This is a genomic window from Streptomyces sp. NPDC003023, from assembly GCF_042888225.1.
In the GTDB taxonomy this organism is placed as follows: domain Bacteria; phylum Actinomycetota; class Actinomycetes; order Streptomycetales; family Streptomycetaceae; genus Streptomyces.
Genome location: NZ_JBIAPL010000003.1, coordinates 64,010 through 85,618, shown reverse-complemented (window position 1 = coordinate 85,618; position 21,609 = coordinate 64,010). Strand labels below are relative to the sequence as shown.

Genomic DNA, 21,609 nt, shown 5'->3' with positions numbered 1-21,609 from the left:
CTTGTTACTTGGCGGCCGGGCCTCTTGTGGGATTCCTATGGATCGGTCAATCTTTCGATCGTCAGGCGCTTGCACGTGACGCGGATTTGGGGCCGCGTTATTGGCATGCTCCTGTCGTCCCCCACAGCAACGCACCACCTATGAGGAGGACCCCTCACATGTCTGTGATGCGTGTTTCGCGGCGAAGACTCGCCGCGGCAAGCGCCATATCCGTTGCCGCGCTCGCGCTCGGCACGGTCTATGCCCTGCCGGCGACCGCGGTCGAGCCGGCACCCGCAGGTGTGATCGAGAACGCGGGCGCACCCGGAGCCATCAAGGGCAGCTACATCGTCACACTCGAGGACTCCGCGGCCGACGCGGGCTCCAGCGCGGGCAAGCGTCTCGCGGCGAAGTACGGTGCGACGGTCAAGAAGACGTACAGCGCCGCACTGAACGGCTACGCCGTCGAGCTCTCCGAGTCGCAGGCGAAGAAGTTCGCCGCGGACCCCGCCGTGGAGTCCGTCGTGCAGAACCGTGTCTTCACGATCTCCGGTACGCAGCCGAGCCCGCCCTCGTGGGGCCTGGACCGGGTCGACCAGAGGGCGCTGCCGCTGAACCAGAGCTACACCTACCCGGACACCGCCGGTGAGGGCGTGACCGCGTACATCATCGACACCGGTGTGCGCATCACCCACAGTGACTTCGGTGGTCGGGCGTCGTACGGCTATGACGCCATCGACAACGACAACACGGCGCAGGACGGCAACGGACACGGCACGCACGTCGCCGGAACCGTCGCGGGATCCGCGCACGGTGTGGCCAAGAAGGCCAAGATCGTCGGCGTCCGCGTGCTGAACAACCAGGGCTCCGGCACCACCGCGCAGGTCGTCGCCGGCATCGACTGGGTGACGCAGAACGCCGTCAAGCCGGCCGTCGCCAACATGAGCCTCGGCGGCGGCATCGACTCCGCCCTCGACACGGCCGTGCGCAACTCCATCGCCTCCGGCGTCACGTACGCGGTCGCGGCGGGCAACGACGGGTCCAACGCCTCCAACTACTCGCCCGCGCGCGTCGCGGAGGCCATCACCGTCGGCTCCACCACCAGCTCCGACGCCCGCTCGAGCTTCTCCAACTACGGCAGCGCGCTGGACATCTTCGCCCCCGGTTCTTCGATCACCTCGACGTGGAACACCAGCGACTCGGCGACGAACACCATCTCCGGCACGTCGATGGCCACCCCGCACGTCGCGGGCGCGGCGGCGCTGTACCTGGCGGGCAACAAGACCGCGACCCCGGCCCAGGTCTCGACTGCCCTGACCACCGCCGCCACGAGCGGTGTCGTGGGCAACCCGGGCACCGGTTCCCCCAACCGCCTGATGTACGTGGGCACCGGGGACACCGAGCCGCCGACCGGTGACCGCTTCGAGAACACCACCGACTACCCCATCAGGGACAACGCCACCGTCGAGTCGCCGGTCACGGTGAGCGGCATCTCGGGCAGGGCGCCCTCGAGCCTGCAGGTGCCGGTCAGCATCCAGCACACCTACATCGGTGACCTCCGGGTCCAGCTCGTCGCGCCCGACGGCACGGCGTACACGCTGAAGGCCTTCGGCAGCGGTGGCAGCCTGAACGACATCAACACCACCTACACGGTGGACGCGTCGTCGGAGACGGCGAACGGCACCTGGAAGCTTCGGGTGACCGACAACGCGTCGTGGGACACCGGAACGCTCAACTCCTGGGCGCTGCAGTTCTGAGCCGCCCATGAGCCGGTGACCGGCTGAGCTCCACCGAAGTACCGCAATACCGCAGTACCGCAGCAGCAGAGGGGCGGCCGTTCGCACGGCCGCCCCTTCCGCGTGCACGGGGCCGCGTCGCCCCCCGGTCAGCGCCGGTTCAGCCCGTGGTCGACCGCGGCCGTCAGCTCGCCGTCCGCGGTGTCCCCGTCGAGCGACCAGAACATCGCGCCGCCGAGACCCCGTTCACGGATGTACGAGGTCTTGGCGCGCAGCACCCGCGGATCGTCGTACGTCCACAGCGTGGTCCCGTCGAAGAGCCACGCGTGCCCGTTCCGCCGGTCCCGGTGGACCTCGTACGTGCCCGAGTCGGCGAGCTTCCTGAGGGCCTTGTAGTCCTCGTAACCGGCCGCCCATGTCGCCGGGGCGGGCCCCGTCGCCGGCTGGCCGAGCCCGTCACCCCCGCCGGTCACACCCGTCCAGCCCTGTCCGTAGAAGGGCATGCCGACCACCAGTTTGCGGGCCGGTGCGCCGCGCCGGACCCAGTCGCGGACGGTCTGGTCGACGCTGAAGTCGTCGCGGGCGCGGAGCGCCGACTGCTGGGCGGTGGTCTTCTCACCGGAGACGTGGAAGTCGTAGCCCTGGAGGTTGACGAAGTCGAAGTCCCGCATGATCTTCCGCACCTCGAAGCCCGCGTCGATCTTGGCGGGCGACGCCGGCACGAAGGCGGAGAGCTCGTAGTGCTTGCGCCTGCCGCCGTGCTCCTTCTGCTGCGACCGGGCGTAGGCGTCCAACTGGGTGCGGAACTCGTGCACCAGCGCGGTGAAGTTCCGCTTGTCCTCCGGCCGGTACACGGTGTCGGAGTCACCCTCGGAGCCCGGCCACTCCCAGTCGATGTCGACGCCGTCGAAGAGACCGGCCGCCGCGCCCTCGCCGCCGCGCGCTCCGTCCGCCGGCAGGTTGCCCTTGATGTAGAGGTCGATGCAGGAGGAGACGAAGGCTCTGCGCGACTCGGGGGTACGGGCGGCGTCCGAGAAGTGCGTGGACCAGCTCCAGCCGCCGAGCGAGATCAGGACCTTGAGGCCCGGGTGCCTGGCCTTGAGCTCGCGCAGCTGGTTGAAGTTGCCCGCGAGAGGCTGCTCCGCGGTGTCGGCGACGCCGTCGACCGAGTCGGCGGCGTCCAGTGGGCGGACGTAGTCGGCCCAGGCGTCCGCCTCACCGGGGACGTTGCCGGTGAAGCACCTGCCCTCGGCGTCGACGTTGCCGAAGGCGTAGTTGATGTGGGTGAGTCTGGCGGCCTGGCCGCTGGTGTCCATGTCCTTGACCTGGAAGTCCCGGCCGTAGACGCCCCATTGGGTGAAGTAGCCCACGCGCTTGTACGACTGTTCGGGGCGGTGGTCGTGATGGCCGTCGCGTGTGTCCTGCTCGGCCGAGGTGGCGACCGCGACGGGGGCGAGGGTGGCGACGAGCGAGAGCGAGCAGACGGCAACAGCCGCCCGGACAGAGGTGGTTCGACGCATCGGGCTCATTCCTGTGCGCGTACCGGAAACGGGTTCCGGGAACGGTGTCGTGTGCGCAGGAACGTATTGGTATGGACCATTGCGGTCAAGGGGTGTTTCCGCCAGGGGTGCCGTACCCGCGGTAAACCTCTGCTCAGCAGCAAATCATCACTTCGGGTGAAACCCTGGCCCAGGCTTGCGGTCAGCAACCGACGGTTGTCACGCTGTTGCGGTCTGTCAACCTGTTGGGGAGTGGCCTGTGACATTCGGTGAGCAGCCCGCCTATCTGCGCGTTGCGAGCGATCTCCGCCGGAAGATCGTGAACGGCTCGCTGCCGCCGCACACCCGCCTTCCTTCCCAGGCCCGTATCCGCGAGGAGTACGGCGTCTCGGACACGGTCGCACTCGAGGCACGCAAGGTTCTGATGGCGGAGGGGCTCGTGGAGGGCCGTTCCGGTTCCGGGACCTATGTGCGCGAGCGGCCCGAACCGCGCAGGGTCGCCCGCTCGGGCTTCCGGCCGCCGTCGGGCGCCAGCCCGTTCCGCCAGGAGCAGGCGGAGGAGGACGCCCGCGGAAGCTGGGAGTCCAGCAGCGAGCAGGAGCGGGCTACGGGAGAGGTCGCGGAGCGGCTCGGCATCGGGCTCGGTGACCGCGTGATGCGTACGCGCTATCTGTTCAGGGACGCGGGCGAGGCCATGATGCTCTCCACTTCCTGGGAGCCCCTCGAGATCACCGGCCGCACCCCCGTCATGCTGCCCGAGGAGGGCCCGCTGGGCGGTTGCGGCGTCGTCGAGCGGATGGCCGCCATCGACATCGTGGTGGACAACGTCGTGGAGGAGGTCGGCGCCAGGCCGGGCCTCGCGGAGGAGTTGCTGGCGCTCGGCGGCGTGCCGGGCCATGTGGTGATGGTCGTCGAGCGCACGTACTACGCCTCGGGACGCGCGGTCGAGACCGCGGACGTCGTCGTACCCGCGGACCGCTATCGCCTCGCGTACCACCTGCCCGTCAGATGATCCCGGGCTCCTCGTGAAGTGACCCCGCGACGGCACTTGGTGGCCACGCGAGGGGGGTGTATCCGGCCGGATGCGCCTGTCTTCATGCCTCTTTGTAAAAACCCGTATCCGCTCAGTAAATGCCAGGCGTAGGCTTGGGCATATGCAAACTGCGGTTTCCTGGCGATCGTTACGAAAAGTCCGGCCGACCGGGGGAGGGGTGCGATGACCGAGAGCGGTTCCGTCCTGCCCTGGCTGGTCATACGGCAGGACGACAACGGCAACTGCTATCGCGTGGGCAGGTACGCCACCGAGGCCGAGGCGCAGAAGATCGCGGACTCACTCGACGGCCGCGGCCAGAAGCAGCTCTACTGGGTCGAACAGATCGGCCGGCCGGCCCGTTGAGGGCCCCGTCGGCGCACCGACCCGCCGCCTCGCGGCTCTCCCGGCGCGCAGTACGCTCCGCCGCATGACTGATCGCGTGCTGGTCGTGGCCGGAGCCGTCTACGACGAAGGGCGGCTCCTGGCCGCGCGGCGCAGCGCACCGGCGGCGCTCGCCGGCCGCTGGGAGCTCCCCGGCGGAAAAGTGGAGCCGGGAGAGAGTCCCGAGCAGGCACTGGTGCGCGAGCTGCGCGAGGAACTGGGCATCGAGACACAGACGGTGGAACGCGTCCCCGGCGAATGGCCGCTGCGACCCGGCTACGTGCTGCGGGTGTGGACGGTGCGGCTGGTGTCCGGCGAGCCCCGGCCGCTCCAGGACCACGACGCCCTGCGCTGGCTCGCGCCCGACGAGCTGGACGACGTCGACTGGCTCGACCAGGACCGGCCCGCGGTCGCCGCGTGCGCGCGCCGCCGGCCGGAGCGGCCCGCGGATGCCGAGGAGCCCCCGGATGCCGAGGAGCCCGGAGGGGCCGGAGAGGGCGCGCGCCGCTGAGGGGTGGGCCGTTCGAGCCACTGCTGCGTCCATTGCGGTCCGCGTACGGTAAGCCGGGCCGCAAATAGGGTATGTGCTGATTAACCCCCTGAAACAGGACGCGGTTCGGCTGGTGATCCGGGGAAGTGATCGGCGTGATCGGCACCCGAGGCGAATGCGCCGAGTGGACTTTTCCGGCCCGGCCGAACGTGGTGCGCGCTGCCCGCCACGCCGTCCGCGACACCCTCCGGGAGTGGGGCGTGGAGACCTCGGCCGTCGACATGACCGTGCTTCTCGTCAGCGAGCTGGTGACCAATTCCCAGCGCTACACCCCCGGTCCGATCGGGCTCCGCCTGTTCCGCCCCGACGCCGCCGGCACGCCCCCCGTCCTGCTGGTCGAAGTCTCCGATCCGCTTCCGGATCCGCCCGTCGAGAGATCGGCCCGATCCGACGACGAGAGCGGCCGCGGACTGCAGTTGGTGGCTTGTTCCGCTCGACGCTGGGGCACTCGGCGCGGCAGGACGGGCAAGACCGTGTGGTTCGAGCTGGCCCTGACTGGTTAGAAGTCTTCAGAGACGACGATCACATCGGAGTCGGCTCAAAACGAACGAGACCTCTCTGTGATCGTGAACGCCGTGTCGGTGGGAGCCGTAGTGCTGAATACTGCGGTCATGGCCGGTCCGGTGCGGTGAGCTGGAGGGGACGGTCGCGTGAGCGAAATACCTGAGACGGCGAGCGATGTCGTGTGGCAGAGCAGCCCGCCTGGCTCGATCTATGACTACATCAAGGTGGCTTCCTTCTCGATCGGTCACGACGGCCTGGTCGATCAGTGGAGCGACCGGGCCGTGGAGCTGTTCGGAATCACCGCCCGCGAGGTCAGAGGCAAGGACCCGGTCGAGGTCTTCATGCCCGCGGAGCTACGTGGGCTGGGCCACCGCGAAGTGGCGCAAATCCTCGACGGCAAGGAGTGGACGGGCCTCGTCCCCTTCCGGATGCCGGGTGGCAGCAGGGCCCATGGCCTCGCCGAGATCTATGTGATGCCCAGCCTGACGGCCCAGGGCGAACAGGCCGCGCTCTGTATCGTGCTCGACGTCCGCGCGCTGCGGCAGATAGAGACCGACCTCGCCGCGTCGCAGGCCATTTTCGGTCAATCTCCTTTCGGTTTCCTGCTCTTCGGCACCGATCTCACCGTGCAACGCGCCAACCAGCGTTTCGCCACCGTCTTCGGCGGCGCCGCGGACGACCACCGCGGCCGTACCGTCCACGACTACCTCTCCCGGCCGGAGGCCGAGCGGATGGACGCCGCCCTGCGCCGGGTCCTGGAAACCGGAGAGTCCGTCACCGACCTCCAGATCGTGGGCACGGCGCCGGGAACCACGGACCGCAGGCACTGGTCGATCAACCTCTACCGCGTACACGGGGGATCGGGCCGCCCCGTCGGCGTCGCCGGGCTCGGCACCGACATCACACGCCGTCACATCGCGGCGCGCGAGGCCGCCAACGCCCGCCGGAACCTCGCACTCCTCAACGAGGCGAGCGCCCGCATCGGCAACTCCCTCGACCTCGAGACCACCGCCCGTGAACTCCTCGACGTCGCCGTCCCCGGCTTCTGCGACCTCGCCTCCGTCGACCTGTACCAGGGACTGCTCACCGGCGACGAGGCGCCGCCGGGGCAGTGGGGCTCCGCGCGGTCGGAGAGCTACGGCGGTGGCAGCGCGGAACTGCGCAGGGTCGCCTTCGCCAGCGCCGTCTCCGACGCCCCGCTGATGACGACACCGGGCTGCACGGTCGAGGGCAGCGCCCCCATCGCGGTCGGCGAGGTCCACCGCTACCCCTTCAACTCGCCCTGCGCCGGGGCGCTGCGGACCGCCGGTGTGCGGACTCTCCCCGGCGAGGAGGGCGGCCTGGTCCAGTCGACACTGGCCGTGCCGATGGTGGCGCACGACACCGTCGTAGGACTCGCCCAGTTCTCCCGCGCCAAGGGCAGCGAGCCCTTCGGCGAGAGGGACAGGGCCCTCGCGGTCGAGCTCGCCGCTCGGGCCGCCGTCTGCATCGACAACGCCCGGCTGTACCGCAGGGAGCACGAACGCGCCCTCATCCTCCAGCGCAGCCTGCTGCCCCCGGGCGACCCCGAGGCCGCCGGCCTGGACATCGCCTGCCGCTATCTGCCGGGCACCACCGCGACCGAGGTGGGCGGCGACTGGTTCGACGTCATCGAACTGCCCGGCCACCGCACCGCGCTGGTCGTCGGAGACGTCATGGGCCGCGGACTGCGGGCCGCCGTCGCCATGGGTGAACTCCGCACCGCCGTACGGACCCTGGCCCTGCTGGACCTGGAACCCGCCGAGGTGCTGTCCGCGCTCGACGAGATCGCCCGCGGACTCGGCAGCCCCGCGAAGGCCGGCCGTACCGGGGGCGGCGCCCAGGTCCCGTCCCGTGTGGCCCACAGGTCCCGCGAGGCGGACCTCTCCGAGGTCTACCTCGCCACCTGCGTCTACGCCGTCTACGACCCGGTCACCCGGCGCTGCACCTTCGCCAACGCGGGCCACCTGCCGCCCGTGCTCGTCGAACCGGGCGAAGAGGCACTGCTGCTGGAGGTGCCCCCGGGGATGCCGCTCGGCGTCGGCGGCGAACCGTTCGAGGAGGTCGAGGTGGAGATACCGGAGGGTTCGCTCCTTGCCCTCTACACCGACGGACTCGTCGAGTCCCGCGACCACCCGCTCGACGAGGGACTGAGCGCGTTCCGCGCCGCGCTCACCAACCCGGTACGCCCGCTGGAAGACGTCTGCGACCACGTGCTCACCAGCCTCGAGACGCGGCACGGCGAGGACGACATCGCCCTGCTCATGGCCCGCATACAGGGCCTGCCGGCCGCGGCCGTCGGCGACTGGCGGCTGCCGCGCGAGCCCCGATCCGTGGGGCGGGCACGAGAACTGGCACGCGGCCAGCTCACGGAGTGGGGCCTCGAGGCTCTGATCGACACGGTGGAACTCCTCGTCAGCGAGCTGGTCACCAACGCGCTGCGGTACGGCGAGGGCGAGATCCGCCTGCGACTGCTGCGGGACCGGACGCTGGTGTGCGAGGTGTGGGACGCCGGCCTGGTCCAGCCACGGCGCCGACGGGCCCGCGACACGGACGAGGGCGGACGCGGCCTGCAGCTCGTCGGTCTGCTGAGCGCGGCCTGGGGCTCGCGGAGGACGCCGCGGGGCAAGACGGTGTGGTTCGAGCTGGCGCTGCCGGACGGAGAGGGGTCGGCGGAGCCGACGGTGGAGCAGCTGCTGAGCATGTTCTGAGCGTGTGCGGGGGTCCGTGTGACGCCTGCGGCGAGCCGTTTCCCCACCCCACCCCGCCCCTTTCGCGGAACCGGAACTGGAACCGGGGCCGGCCCCGTGCGCCGTGCCGCCCTGCCGGGCCGCTGTGCCGCGCGGCGGCATCTTCAGCCTCGCCGGCGTTTGAGGCGCGGGGGTACGGGGGCAGAGCCCCCGAAACACCGCGCGGAGCGCGGTGAACGGGCCCGGGCGGAGCCCGGTTGTGGGAAGGGGCGGGGAGGGGAAACGCGCCGCCGCAGGCGCGGCGGCCCCCGCCCTCACCCCGCCTTCAGCGCCGCCAGCCTCGCCGCGATCTCCGCGTCGTCGCCCATACCGTCCAGCTGCTCGAACTGCGCGTCCAGCGAGGACGCCGCGAGCTCCTGCTTGCCCAGGGCTCGCGCCTCCTCCCGCCGGACCTTGTCCTCGAAGCGGTTCAGGTCGCTCGTCGGGTCGAGCACGTCGATGCTCTTCACGGCGTCCATCATCCGGTTCTGCGCCTCCGCCGACTTCGCCCTCGCCACCAGCTCGTCGCGCTTCGCCTGCAGCTCGCCCAGCTTCGCCTTCATCTGCTCCAGACCCGACTTGAGTTTGTCGACGACGGCCGTCTGGGAGGCGATCGTCGGCTCGGCGGTCTTCGCCTCCTTCTCCGACTGCAGTTGCCTGCCGAGAGCGACCTTCGCCAGGTTGTCGAACTTGTCGGCGTCCGCCGTCTGCCCCGAACTCCGCAGCTCGTCCGCCTTCCTGCTGGCCGCGAGCGCCTTCGTGCCCCACTCGCCGGCCGCCTCCACGTCCTCCTTGTGGTCCTGTTCCATGAGGCGCAGATTGCCGATGGTGCTCGCCACCGCCTGCTCCGCCTCGGCGATGTTGTTCGTGTAGTCGCGGATCAGCTGGTCGAGCATCTTCTGAGGGTCCTCGGCCTGGTCCAGCAACGCGTTGATGTTGGCCTTCGCCAGCTGGGTGACCCGTCCGAGAATGGTCTGCTTGGTCATGCCGCTGCTCCTTGAGCCGTGGGGAAAATCAGTGGGACATGGGTCAGAACCGGCCACCGCCCATCCGGCCGCGGGTGCCACCGCCGCCAAAACTCCCCGGCCCGCCCCCGAAGCCGCCTCCGAACCCGCCCCCGAAACCGCCGACTCCCCGGCCCCCGCCGCCGAGCATCCCGCCGAGGAGGATGCCGCCGAGCACCGCGCCCCCGAGCCCGCCACCGGAGGGCCCCGCGCCACCCGGCCCGAACGGGTCCCCGAAGCCGCGTACGTCGCGTTCCGCGAGGCTCTGCGCCTGCTGCGCCAGCCAGTCCGCCCGCTGTGCCTCCGCCAGCGCGGCCTGCGGGTCGCCGCCGCCACCGCTCTCCCCGGCCAGTGTCTGTGCCCGTTCGAGCCGCCGCTGTGCCTCAGCCAGCCGGGTCCGCGCCTCGCTGCCGACGGCGCCGCGGTGCGTGGTGATGTAGTCGGCGGCGGCGCCGATGCCCGAGCGTGCGGCGAGCACCGCCCGGTCCAGCAGCGCCCGGGCGCGCCGTGTGCCCTGTTCGTCGTCCCGTGTCCTGGCGAGTTCCTCGTCCAGCCCGGCGTCGGACTCCTCCACCCGCCGCAGCGCGTCGATCGGGTCGTACGGCCCGGTCTCCGCGGCCTTGCGCACCTCTGCGACGACGGTCTCCGCGCGGGCGACACGGCCCTGGAGCCCCGCCGTCGGCGTGCCTTCCCCGGTTCCCTCCAGCAGCCCGCGCGCCTCCGCCAGGTCCGCCTCCGTCTCGGTCAGCGCGCCGGGTAGCTTTCCCGCGGCCTCCGCCAGTTCCCGTGCCCGCCGGTCGACGGCTTCGATCAGGCTGGTGGCCTGCGCGACGGCGCTCTCCGCCGCCCGTACCCGCACCGCGGCCGCGCCGTTGTCGTCCGCCTCGACGGCCTGCCGGGCCTGGTCGAGACTGCTCGTCGCGAACTCCAGCCGGTCCTTCGCCTGCTCCACGTCGTTCCCGACGGGTGCGGCCGCGGACGGCGCGTACCGTTCGCGCATCACGCCGAGCGTGGCCTCGGCGCTGACGACCCGGCCGTTCACGTCCTGGAAGGCGGCCTCCGCCGCGGCCAGTGCCTGGGGCGCGTTGCGTTCCAGGGCACGCAACCGGTCGAAGTCCTCCGACACGGAGTCGAGCCTGCGGTTGGCCTCGGAGCACCGGGTGACGATCTCCTCGAGCATCCGGCGCCGGGTGGCGTCGTCCTCCGGATGGGCGTCGTCCAGTTGCTGACGCAGCCGGAACGCGGCGGTCAGCTCGTTCTTCGCGTGGTCGACCGCCTCGGTGAACGGCCGTGCCGCCTCGTCACCGAACTGCGCCGCCGCGAAGCCGAGTTCCTCCTGGCTGGTGCGCACGGCGTCGTCGGTGTCCACGAGGGCCTGCTTGGACTTCGCGTCGAGTTCCGGGAGCGGCGGCTGCTCCGGTGTGCCCCAGCCCTCCTGGCCGCCACGGGGGGTGGTGCGGGTCGCCGTGCGCCGCTTGCGTTTGCTGTACGTGTACGCGGCGAGCGCTCCGGCGCCGCCGAGGACCGCGATCGGCAGCACCAGATCGCCGGCACCCGTACCGGCTCCGCCGTCCGAGCCCGGATCCGCCTCGCCGGGCGTGATGTTCACCGTCGGTACGGGATTGCCGGACAGCACCGCGCCGTATCCCTCGGCCGCGCCGATCGCGGCGCCCGCCCAGTCGTTCTCCCGCAGTGCCGGTTCCACCGCGGTTGCGGCGACCTCGGCGAGCTGGGCGTCGGTCAGGCGCGAGGTGTTGTCGACCCAGTAGGCGTACTGCCGGTCGCCGGTGGCGACGGCCAGCAGGGCGTCCTGCCCGCCTAGACCGTTCCTGGCGGCTGTGGCGGCGGTCCACTCCTGGGGCGAGCGGCCGGAGAAGCTTGCCACGTACACGACGAAGAGTTGGAGCCGCTGCTCGTCGTAGAGGGTGTCCAGCGAGCGGGACACGGCTGCCTCGCGGTCGCCAAGCGCGCCGACGCGGTCGGTGATCTGACCCTGCCGTGACAGGCCCACCGGGTCCTCGGCCCACGCGCCACCGGTGGCGGGCACGACCAGCCACCATGCCGCCGTCAGCACGGCGACGAGGACTCGGGCGGCTGTTCGCATCACATTTCGGAGGCTAAGTCGCACTCTGTCCCACCGCGACCGGACGCCGTCAGGAACCGCGGGCGGCCGACCGCGGTCCTGCATCGCATGGGCAACGACACGATCGACGGCGAACAGCGAACGGACACACGGCCGGGGGGCGGTTCGAAGGGGCCGGGGCGAGGGTGGTGGCGCCCGCGGCTGAAGTGGCCCCGGCGGATCGCCCTCGCGCTGGCGCTGGTCCTGCTCGTCCCGGCGCTCGCCGGGGTGGTCGCGCTGCGCGTCAATTACGCGGGCGACCTTCGGGACGGCACCCGCACCCGCGGCAAGGACGCGATCTGGCTGGGCCATGCGTGGGTGGACGGCCGCCGGAAGGACGCCGACGTGAAGGCGTTCGCCGAGCGGATACGCGGCACCGGCATCAAGGACCTGTACGTCCATGCCGGCCCCCTCGAGCACGACGGCACGCTGCCCGCCGACCGCCATCCCCGCGCCCGGTGGTTCATCGACGCCGTGCACCGCGAGATGCCCGGCGTCCGGGTCCAGGCATGGCTCGGCGACGTACTCGCGAACGACGGTCCCGACGGGCTGCGCCTCGACGACGAGGGCTCCCGTGACGCGGTGGTCGCCTCCGCACGGCGGATCCTCGACACCGGCTTCGAAGGGGTCCACTTCGACCTCGAACCGCTGCTCTCCGGAGACCGGGACTATCTGTCGCTGCTCGACGACCTGCGCGAACTGACGAAGGACCGCAAGGCCCAGCTGTCGATCGCGGCACACCAGATCGACCCGCTGCCGGCCGCGCACAGCGTCAACTCGGCCGTCAGCGGGCGCGAGAAGTGGTGGTCGCAGAAGTTCTTCGGCGAGGTGGCGCGGCGGGTCGACCAGATCGCCGTCATGTCGTACGACACCTGGATGCCGCTGGAGTTCATGTACGGGGGGTATGTCGCGCAGCAGACTGCTCTGGCGCTCGAGGTCACGCCGGAGAGCACCGATCTGCTGATGGGGTTGCCGTTCTTCCACGAGGACGATCTCGGCCACCACGAGAACGCGGAGACGGTCGCGGCCGCGGTCCGCGGCACCCGGCTGGGTCTGGGCCGCACCGACCGCGACCGTGAGCGTTTCGGGGTGGCGCTGTACGTGGACTTCGCGGCGGAGGAGGGCGACTGGGAGGCGTACCGCGAAGGGTGGTGCTGACGGTGCCGGCGGGAGGGCCCGCCGGCACCGAGGGGAAGGTCACCGCTCCCGGCGCCGGATCTTGTCGCCCAGCCACACCAGCGGGTCGTACTTGCGGTCCGCGGCCCGTTCCTTCAGCGGGATCAGCGCGTTGTCGGTGATCTTGATGCCCTCGGGGCAGACCTCGGTGCAGCACTTGGTGATGTTGCAGTAGCCGAGCCCGTGCTCGTCCTGTGCCGTCGTCTTCCGGTCGAGTCCCGTCTCCCCGGCCGCGTCCAGCGGGTGCATGTCCAGTTCGGCGACCCGCATCAGGAAGCGCGGGCCGGCGAAGGCCCCCTTGTTCTCCTCGTGGTCGCGCACCACGTGGCAGGTGTCCTGGCACAGGAAGCACTCGATGCACTTGCGGAACTCCTGCGACCGGTCCACGTCCATCTGCTGCATCCGGTACTCACCGGCCGCGACGCCCGGCGGCGGTACGAAGGACGGGATCTCCCTGGCCTTCGCGTAGTTGAAGGACACGTCGGTGACCAGGTCCCGGATCACGGGGAACGCCCGCAGCGGGGTGACCGTGATCGTCTCGTCCCTGGAGAAGACGGACATGCGGGTCATGCACAGCAGCCGCGGCCGGCCGTTGATCTCCGCGCTGCACGAACCGCATTTGCCCGCCTTGCAGTTCCACCGGACCGCGAGGTCGGACGCCTGGGTGGCCTGGAGGCGGTGGATGATGTCGAGGACGACCTCTCCGTCGTTCACCTCCACCGTGAAGTCCTCCAGGCCGCCGCCGTCCTGGTCACCCCGCCAGACCCTGAAGTGGGCTCGGTACGCACTCACTCGGTCAGCTCCTCTTCGGAGAGGTACTTGACCAGCTCTTCCCTCTCGAAGAGGGCGAGCAGGTCGGGGCGGATGGGCTCTGCGGTCGTCCGTTCGAGCTCGATTCGGCCGCCGGCCGGATCGGCGCCGGCCGACGGAGCCAGCCGGCACACCAGATTGGCCCGGCGCCACGCGCGTTCCATGCCGGGGCAGTCCTCGCGGGTGTGCCCGCCGCGGCTCTCCGTGCGCTCCAGTGCCGCCCGGGCGATGCACTCGCTGACCAGCAGCATGTTCCGCAGGTCCAACGAAAGATGCCAGCCGGGGTTGAACTGCCGGTGCCCTTCGACCCCGGCACGGCTCGCCCGTACGCGAAGCTCCGCGAGCTTCTCCAGGGCCTGCTCCATCTCGCCCGCCCGCCGGATGATGCCGACCAGGTCGTTCATCGTCTGCTGCAGCTCCTGGTGGAGCGTGTACGGGTTCTCGGGCGTCCCCTGGTCCGCCGTTTCCTCCGCGCCGAAGGGGCGCAGCGCCTCCGCGGCGGCCGAGTCGATCTGGTCCTCGTCGACGGCTGGGCGGGCCGGCAGCCGCTGGGCGTACTCGGCGGCGTGGAGGCCGGCCCTGCGGCCGAAGACGAGCAGGTCGGAGAGGGAGTTGCCGCCGAGGCGGTTGGAACCGTGCATACCGCCCGCGACCTCACCGGCCGCGAACAGGCCGGGGACGCCGGGAGCGGCGGCGGTGTCGGACTCGACGGCGATGCCGCCCATCACGTAGTGGCAGGTGGGGCCGACCTCCATGGCCTCCGCCGTGATGTCCACGTCCGCCAGTTCCTTGAACTGGTGGTACATCGAAGGCAGCCGGCGCCGGATCACCTCGGCCGGCATACGGGTGGAGACGTCGAGGAAGACACCGCCGTGCGGTGAGCCGCGGCCCGCCTTGACCTCGGAGTTGATCGCCCGTGCGACCTCGTCGCGCGGCAGCAGTTCGGGGGGACGCCGGTTGTTGTCCGGGTCCTCGTACCAGCGGTCGCCCTCTTCCTCCGACTGCGCGTACTTCTCCTTGAAGACGTCGGGCACGTAGTCGAACATGAACCGCTTGCCCTCGGAGTTCCGCAGCACCCCGCCGTCACCGCGCACCGACTCGGTGACGAGGATGCCTTTCACGGACGGCGGCCAGACCATTCCCGTCGGGTGGAACTGCACGAACTCCATGTTCAGCAGCGGGGCGCCCGCGAGCAGTGCCAGGGCCTGCCCGTCACCGGTGTACTCCCAGGAGTTGGAGGTCACCTTGAAGGACTTGCCGATGCCGCCCGTGGCCAGGATGACCGAGGGGGCCTCGAGGACGAAGAAGCGGCCGGACTCCCGCTCGTAGCAGAAGACGCCGGACACCCGGCCGCCCTCGGCGGAACCGCTCCGGTCGGGAGCCTTCAGGATCCTGGTGACCGTGCATTCCTGGAAGACCTTCAGACCGGCCTCGTAGTCGCCGAGCTCGCGTTTGTCCTCCTGCTGCAGCGAGACGATCTTCTGCTGGAGCGTGCGGATCAGCTCGAGGCCGGTGCGGTCCCCGACGTGCGCGAGGCGCGGGTACTCGTGTCCGCCGAAGTTGCGCTGGGAGATCCGGCCGTCCTTCGTACGGTCGAACAGCGCCCCCCAGGTCTCCAGTTCCCACACCCGGTCGGGCGCCTCTCGGGCGTGCAGCTCCGCCATCCGCCACTGGTTGAGGAACTTCCCGCCGCGCATCGTGTCGCGGAAGTGCACCTGCCAGTTGTCGCCCGAGTTGACGTTGCCCATGGAGGCGGCGATCCCGCCCTCTGCCATGACGGTGTGGGCCTTGCCGAACAGGGACTTGCAGATCACCGCCGTCCGCGCGCCCCGCTCGCGCGCCTCGATGGCGGCGCGCAGGCCCGCGCCGCCCGCACCCACCACCACGACGTCCCACTGCTGCCGTTCGAGATCGGTCATCGAGCACCTTCCATCTAGAACAGCCTCGGATCGTCGAAGGCGCCGGACGCGACGAGATAGACGTAGAAGTCGGCGAGCGCGACGCTGAGCAGCGATGCCCAGGCGAGCTGCATGTGACGGGCGTTCAGCTTGCCGACCCAGCCCCAGAGGCGGTAGCGCACCGGGTGTGCGGAGAAGTGCCGCAGCCTTCCGCCGATGATGTGCCGGCAGGAGTGGCACGACAGGGTGTAGGCCCAGATCAGCACGATGTTGACCAGGAAGACGAGCGTCCCGAGGCCCATGTGGCCCCACTCGTACTTCTCGTCGCGGAAGGCGAGCACCGTGTCGTAGGTGAGGATCGCGGCGACCGGCACGGCCGCGTAGAAGAAGTACCGGTGGATGTTCTGCAGGATCAGCGGGAAGCGGGTCTCTCCCGAGTACTTCTTGTGCGGCTCCGCGACGGCGCAGGCCGGGGGAGAGGCCCAGAAGCCCCGGTAGTAGGCCTTGCGGTAGTAGTAGCAGGTCAGCCGGAAGCCGAGCGGGAAGATCAGGATCAGCAGCGCGGGGGACAGGCCCCACCAGCTGCCGAAGATCTCCCAGTTGGGGCCGCCCCGCATGGGTTCGCAGTTCTCGGCCAGACAGGGCGAGTAGAACGGCGAGACGTACGGGGCCGCGTAGTAGTGGGCGTTCGCGAACGCGCGCCATGTCGAGTAGACGACGAAGGCGAGCAGCCCGGCGGCGGTCAGGGCCGGCGCGAGCCACCAGCGGTCGGTCCGCAGGTGGCGGGGGCCGATGGCGGCGCGCGTGGTCCCGTGCACGCCCGTTTTGATTTGTGGTGGTTCAGTACCAGTGGCCAACGAAGACTCCGGGTGGAGTGGGTCGGGGGTGGACTGGACTGGCGGCCTCACCGGCCGGTCGCTACGGGCCGGTCCTGCCGTCCGCCCCGGTCAGGGCGCGTGCCGGTCGCGGACGCCCAGCCCCTCGTCGTCGGAGTCCGTCCACAGGGCGTTGTCGTAGGGGGCGTCGGGGATGGTGACCAGTTCGGTACGGACCTTCGCGGCCGGTGCGGCGGCGGTCGCGGGGACCGGGCCGGTGGCGCGCAGCTGATCGACGGTCTGCTCCAGCTGCCCGACGCGACGGACCAGCTCGTCGATGCGGCTCTGGACCGCCGACAGATCTTCCTGCTGTGACATGACTTGCCCTCACTTCCGCGGGGTGCGGTGGCGTCGCTCATGCGCCTGCGAGTGTCGCGCGTCACATCCCCACTTGTGAAGGGGACGTACGGGATTCCCGGCGCGTGCGCTGCCGGCGCGCCCCTTGTGGCTGTTGTCTCACTGCCCCCATATTCGACCCTTCTGTTGCTTTTTACGGCTTTCGCGGTTCGCCCGCACGGGTGGCCTTGGTGGCGGACCCGCCGTGCCTCCCCCCGGTGGGCCTTCCCTTCCACTTCAGTGGAGGGAATCGGTGTGATCATCTCTAAATTCGACAAAACAGGACGAAGAGGTACAAGTCATGTCCCAGGTCGAAGTCCCCCGCGGACGGACATGCTCCCGAAGGCTCCGTCCCGCCGCACTGCTCGCGAGCGGAGTGCTCGTACTCCCCGTCCTCGCCGGATGCAGCTCGGGCGACGAGCAGAGCCGGGGGAATCCCCCGGCTCAGGACATCGCGTCCGCCGACCGCGGCCTCGTCGCCGACGGGGGCACGCTGCGCTGGGCCGTCGACACGATGCCCGCCACGCTCAACGCCTTCCAGGCGGACGCGGACGCCACCACCGGCCGGATCGCCGGCGCGGTACTGCCCGCGCTGTTCGTACTCGACGAGAGCGGCCGTCCACAGCGCAATCCGGACTATCTCGAGTCGGCCGAGCTGATCGAGCGGGAGCCCAAGCAGGTCGTGCTCTACAAGCTGAACCAGCAGGCGGTGTGGAGCGACGGCCGCGAGATCGGCGCCCCCGACTTCCTGGCCCAGTGGCGCGCGCTGAGCGGAAAGGATTCCGCGTTCTGGACCGCCCGCAACGCCGGCTACGACCGGATCCAGAAGATCGAGCGCGGCGCGAACGATCTCGAGGTCAAGGTCACCTTCACCACGCCCTACGCGGACTGGCGGTCCCTGTTCACGCCGCTGTACCCCAAGGACGTGACCGGCAGCGCGGGGGCCTTCAACGACGGCGCCCGCACCACCCTGAAGGCGACGGCGGGCCCCTTCCGGATCTCCAAGATCGACACCAAGGCCGAGACGGCCACCCTGGTGCGCAATCCGCGCTGGTGGGGGGACCGGCCCAAACTCGACAAGCTGGTCCTGACCGCGGTGCCGCGCGACAAGCGCGTCGAGGCACTGACTGCCCGGACCGTCGACCTCGCGGACATCGACCCCTCGGCGGCGGAACGTATCTCCTACGCCGTGAAGGACGCCGGCCGCGGCGGCCGTCCGCTCGCCTACGGGCCGGCCGCGGCCACCGTCCCCTCCGCCGCGCTGAAGTCCTGGGCGATGGCCCACGGCTCCGACGAGGAACTGGCCGAGGTCGCGCAGCAGGCGAGGAAACGTGCGGCGGAGGCCGAGAAGAAGTGGGCGAAGGAACAGTCGGCCCTCAGCGCGTACGAGGTCCGCAAGTCCCTGGCCGCCGCCTACACCCAGCTGGCGCTGAACGGTGAATCCGGGCCGCTCGCCGACGACCGGGTACGCCGGGCGATCGCCCGCGCGCTGGACCGCAAGGCACTGGCCGAAGCCGTGCTCACGCCTCTCGGCCTGCCCGCCGAGCCGCCCGGCAGCCATGTGGCACTCGCGGGCCAGGCCGCGTACACGGACAACAGCGCCGCCTTGGGGGAGCAGAACACCCAGGAGGCGCAGGCGCTGCTCGCCGACGCCGGCTGGACGCCCGACGGGCTGCTGGACAAGCAGGAACCGGCCAAGGCGGGCGGCGAGGCCGGCAAGCCGGACAAGGCGAAGGACCAGGACGGGAAGAAGGAGGACGCGAAGAAGGACGCGGAGAAGGACAAGGAGAAGGACAAGGAGAAGAAGGCCGAGTCCTCCGCCAAGCCCTCCGCGAAGCCTTCGGACCAGGAGTTGGAGAAGAACAAGGACACCGCCTCGGACGACGGGCTCTACATCGTCGGCGACGGCAAGGGCGACAAGTCGTCCCAGGAGAAGGGCGGCATGGCCGGCGCCTACGCACCACGCGGTACCGCGGCACCCGACCGCGCCTCCGCCGGTGGCGCGCTCGGCAAGGACGGGAAGCCGCTCAGCCTCCGCTTCGTCCTGCCCTCCGGCCCCGGCTCAGAGACCCTGCGCGGCGTCGGCGACAAGATCGCACAGATGCTGGACCGCATCGGAGTGCGAACCGAGATCGTCAAGGTCGACGACGCGAGCTTCTTCAAGGACCACATCGCCTCCGGAGACTACGACCTGGCCCTCTACTCCTGGCCCTCCAGCCCGTACCCGGCCACCGACGCCAGGCCGATCTACGCAAAGCCGAAGCCCGCGTCCGACGGCTCGCTGCTCGTCGAGCAGAACTACACGCGGGTCGGTACGGACTACATCGACCAGCTCTTCGCCCAGGCGGCGGGCGAGCTCGACGACGAGGCCGCCCGTGACCTGATGCGCAGGGCCGACGCCAGGATCTGGGCAGTGGCCGGTTCCGTCCCGCTCTACCAGCGTCCCGAGCTGGTCGCGGTCCGCAGGGACGTGGTCAACGCGGGCGCCTTCGGCTTCGCCGACCCGCGATACCAGGACATTGGTTTCAAGAAGGGCGGGGCAGCCCCGAAGAAGTAGTCACGGAGGCCACCTCCGACAGAAAACAGCAGGTCACAACCTCAGAACTGGCTCAACTTCCTTGCCCGCCGGTATCGCCGGCGGGCAAGCTCGTGCCGACCCTTGACCCAGGCCGGCCCCTGTGTGCCCGCTCGATCGCCGTACCGGCCCGCCCCCTGCCGCGGCGTGATCCCCGCCTCGTTCGTCCCCCACCCGTTCCTTCCGGGAGGCCCGGGTCCCGACGGCCCCGTACCATGGGACAAGCCGTGGCGTGTCCGCCCGGTGGGCGGATGGGGAAACTACATCCACTGCCTGTATCCCACGATCGAGAGAAGCGCCAGTACGCATGCCCACGCGCCACGACATCCGTAACGTCGCCATCGTCGCCCACGTCGACCACGGCAAGACCACGCTGGTCGACGCCATGCTGAAGCAGGCCGGTGCCTTCGCAGCGCACGCGGCCGAGCAGCTCGACGACCGCATGATGGACTCGAACGACCTGGAGCGTGAGAAGGGCATCACGATCCTGGCCAAGAACACGGCCGTGAAGTACCACCCCAAGGCCGGCGGGGCCCCGATCACCATCAACATCATCGACACCCCGGGTCACGCCGACTTCGGTGGCGAGGTGGAGCGCGGTCTGTCGATGGTGGACGCGGTCGTCCTCCTCGTCGACGCCTCGGAGGGCCCGCTGCCGCAGACGCGTTTCGTGCTGCGCAAGGCGCTCGCCGCGAAGATGCCGGTCATCCTCTGCATCAACAAGACGGACCGTCCCGACTCCCGGATCGCCGAGGTCGTCGACGAGACGTACGACCTGTTCCTGGACCTGGACGCGACCGAGGAGCAGATCGAGTTCCCGATCGTCTACGCGTGCGCGCGTGACGGCGTCGCCTCGCTGACCAAGCCCGAGGACGGCACCGTCCCGGCCGACAGCGACAGCCTGGAGCCGTTCTTCACCACGCTGCTCGAGCACGTCCCGGCGCCGGAGTACGACGAGACGGCCCCGCTGCAGGCCCACGTCACCAACCTGGACGCCGACAACTTCCTCGGCCGTATCGCGCTGCTCCGCGTCGAGCAGGGCGAGCTGCGCAAGGGTCAGACCGTCGCGTGGATCAAGCGGGACGGCTCGATGTCCAACGTCCGCATCACCGAGCTGATGATGACCGAGGCGCTCACCCGCAAGCCCGCGGAGGTGGCCGGCCCCGGCGACATCTGCGCCGTCGCCGGTATCCCGGACATCATGATCGGCGAGACGCTGGCCGACCCGGAGAACCCGATCGCGCTTCCGCTGATCACGGTCGACCAGCCGGCGATCTCCATGACCATCGGTACCAACACCTCGCCGCTCGTCGGCCGTGGCGGCACCGGCAAGGGCGCGGACGCCAAGTCCGCGGTCAAGGACCGCAAGGTCACGGCCCGTCAGGTGAAGGACCGCCTCGACCGCGAGCTGATCGGTAACGTCTCGCTGCGCGTCCTCGACACCGACCGTCCGGACGCCTGGGAGGTCCAGGGCCGCGGTGAGCTCGCGCTCGCCATCCTGGTCGAGCAGATGCGCCGCGAGGGCTTCGAGCTCACCATCGGCAAGCCGCAGGTCGTCACCAAGGACGTCGACGGCAAGGTGCACGAGCCGGTCGAGCGCATGACGATCGACGTTCCCGAGGAGCACATGGGCGCGGTCACGCAGCTCATGGGTGTCCGCAAGGGCCGCATGGACAACATGTCGAATCACGGCTCCGGCTGGGTCCGCATGGAGTTCGTCGTTCCGTCCCGTGGCCTCATCGGCTTCCGCACGGAGTTCCTGACCAACACCCGTGGTACGGGTATCGCGCACTCGATCCACGAGGGCCACGAGCCGTGGTTCGGCCCGCTGGTGACCCGTAACAACGGCTCCCTGGTGGCCGACCGTTCGGGTTCGGTCACGCCGTTCGCGATGATCAACCTCCAGGAGCGCGGTGTGCTGTTCACCGAGCCCGGTACCGAGGTCTACGAGGGCATGATCGTCGGTGAGAACTCGCGCTCCGACGACATGGACGTGAACATCACCAAGGAGAAGAAGCTCACCAACATGCGTGCGGCTTCCGCGGACAACACGGAGAACGTGGTCCCGCCGCGCAAGCTCTCGCTCGAGCAGTCGCTGGAGTTCTGCCGCGACGACGAGTGCGTCGAGGTGACCCCGGAGGCGGTCCGCATCCGCAAGGTCGTCCTGGACCAGAAGGAGCGCGGTCGCGCCGCCTCGCGTGCCAAGCACGGCTGACGGTTCGCAAAAGCTCCGGAAAAACCGCTGAACACACGGCCCGGCCCTCCGCAGACACTGTGGAGGGCCGGGCCGTTCGTCAACTCGTTTTCATGGTCCGAGTGTCCGTATATCGGCCGTGGCACTCCGGAACATGTGTTATCGGTCCGTTTCGCGGGTGTCTGTCTGG

Annotated in this window: 16 protein-coding genes; 9 read left to right on the top strand and 7 right to left on the bottom strand. The window is 70.2% G+C overall.

What is annotated here, in order from left to right:
• The first annotated feature begins 158 nt into the window (after positions 1–158).
• On the top strand, positions 159–1,736 hold the full coding sequence (locus ACFYV1_RS12160; protein WP_389395374.1) for a S8 family peptidase: 1,578 nt from the start codon (positions 159–161) through the stop codon (positions 1,734–1,736).
• Between the two features lie 128 nt (positions 1,737–1,864).
• Here the strand turns inward: ACFYV1_RS12160 and ACFYV1_RS12155 are convergent, their stop codons facing one another.
• Positions 1,865–3,235, bottom strand: a complete 1,371-nt coding sequence (locus ACFYV1_RS12155; protein WP_389395373.1) for a glycoside hydrolase family 18 protein — start codon at positions 3,233–3,235, stop codon at positions 1,865–1,867.
• A gap of 238 nt (positions 3,236–3,473) precedes the next feature.
• On the opposite strand from ACFYV1_RS12155, the gene ACFYV1_RS12150 reads away from it, so the two are divergent.
• From ACFYV1_RS12150 to ACFYV1_RS12130, 5 genes are all read left to right on the top strand, one after another.
• The gene (locus tag ACFYV1_RS12150; RefSeq protein ID WP_389395372.1) at positions 3,474–4,226 is read left to right on the top strand and encodes a GntR family transcriptional regulator; all 753 of its coding nucleotides are present in this window, start codon (positions 3,474–3,476) and stop codon (positions 4,224–4,226) included.
• A gap of 204 nt (positions 4,227–4,430) precedes the next feature.
• The gene (locus tag ACFYV1_RS12145; RefSeq protein WP_389395371.1) at positions 4,431–4,610 is read left to right on the top strand and encodes an SPOR domain-containing protein; all 180 of its coding nucleotides are present in this window, start codon (positions 4,431–4,433) and stop codon (positions 4,608–4,610) included.
• A 64-nt stretch (positions 4,611–4,674) separates the two neighbouring features.
• The gene (locus ACFYV1_RS12140; RefSeq protein WP_389395370.1) at positions 4,675–5,139 is read left to right on the top strand and encodes a (deoxy)nucleoside triphosphate pyrophosphohydrolase; all 465 of its coding nucleotides are present in this window, start codon (positions 4,675–4,677) and stop codon (positions 5,137–5,139) included.
• Between the two features lie 125 nt (positions 5,140–5,264).
• Complete coding sequence (locus ACFYV1_RS12135) at positions 5,265–5,681, top strand: ATP-binding protein (protein WP_389395369.1); 417 nt, start codon at positions 5,265–5,267, stop codon at positions 5,679–5,681.
• 147 nt (positions 5,682–5,828) lie between these two features.
• Entirely contained in the window at positions 5,829–8,411 is a 2,583-nt protein-coding gene (locus ACFYV1_RS12130; RefSeq protein WP_389395368.1) for a SpoIIE family protein phosphatase, read from the top strand.
• A gap of 293 nt (positions 8,412–8,704) precedes the next feature.
• On the opposite strand, the gene ACFYV1_RS12125 is transcribed toward ACFYV1_RS12130, so the two are convergent.
• Positions 8,705–9,415, bottom strand: a complete 711-nt coding sequence (locus ACFYV1_RS12125) for a PspA/IM30 family protein (protein ID WP_389395367.1) — start codon at positions 9,413–9,415, stop codon at positions 8,705–8,707.
• 43 nt (positions 9,416–9,458) lie between these two features.
• Positions 9,459–11,537, bottom strand: a complete 2,079-nt coding sequence (locus tag ACFYV1_RS12120) for a TPM domain-containing protein (RefSeq protein ID WP_389395868.1) — start codon at positions 11,535–11,537, stop codon at positions 9,459–9,461.
• A gap of 87 nt (positions 11,538–11,624) precedes the next feature.
• Here ACFYV1_RS12120 and ACFYV1_RS12115 point away from each other — a divergent pair, with 87 nt between their 5' ends.
• Positions 11,625–12,713: a hypothetical protein gene (locus ACFYV1_RS12115; RefSeq protein ID WP_389395366.1), complete on the top strand. Its 1,089-nt coding sequence runs from the start codon at positions 11,625–11,627 to the stop codon at positions 12,711–12,713.
• Between the two features lie 39 nt (positions 12,714–12,752).
• Here the strand turns inward: ACFYV1_RS12115 and ACFYV1_RS12110 are convergent, their stop codons facing one another.
• The 4 genes from ACFYV1_RS12110 to ACFYV1_RS12095 form a co-directional block, all read right to left on the bottom strand.
• Entirely contained in the window at positions 12,753–13,523 is a 771-nt protein-coding gene (locus ACFYV1_RS12110) for a succinate dehydrogenase/fumarate reductase iron-sulfur subunit (RefSeq protein ID WP_389395365.1), read from the bottom strand.
• Entirely contained in the window at positions 13,520–15,460 is a 1,941-nt protein-coding gene (locus tag ACFYV1_RS12105) for a fumarate reductase/succinate dehydrogenase flavoprotein subunit (RefSeq protein ID WP_389395364.1), read from the bottom strand. The genes ACFYV1_RS12110 and ACFYV1_RS12105 overlap by 4 nt, the downstream gene beginning before the upstream one ends.
• Positions 15,461–15,474: 14 nt before the next feature.
• On the bottom strand, positions 15,475–16,296 hold the full coding sequence (locus ACFYV1_RS12100; protein WP_389395363.1) for a hypothetical protein: 822 nt from the start codon (positions 16,294–16,296) through the stop codon (positions 15,475–15,477).
• 90 nt (positions 16,297–16,386) lie between these two features.
• Positions 16,387–16,632, bottom strand: coding sequence for a hypothetical protein (locus ACFYV1_RS12095; protein ID WP_389395362.1), 246 nt, complete (start codon positions 16,630–16,632; stop codon positions 16,387–16,389).
• Between the two features lie 319 nt (positions 16,633–16,951).
• Here ACFYV1_RS12095 and ACFYV1_RS12090 point away from each other — a divergent pair, with 319 nt between their 5' ends.
• Both ACFYV1_RS12090 and typA read left to right on the top strand, forming a co-directional pair.
• Positions 16,952–19,207, top strand: a complete 2,256-nt coding sequence (locus ACFYV1_RS12090) for an ABC transporter family substrate-binding protein (protein WP_389395361.1) — start codon at positions 16,952–16,954, stop codon at positions 19,205–19,207.
• A gap of 325 nt (positions 19,208–19,532) precedes the next feature.
• Positions 19,533–21,440 carry a translational GTPase TypA gene (gene typA / locus ACFYV1_RS12085; RefSeq protein ID WP_389395360.1) on the top strand — a complete coding sequence of 636 codons (1,908 nt, stop codon included), beginning with the start codon at positions 19,533–19,535 and terminating at the stop codon, positions 21,438–21,440.
• Positions 21,441–21,609 lie beyond the last annotated feature (169 nt).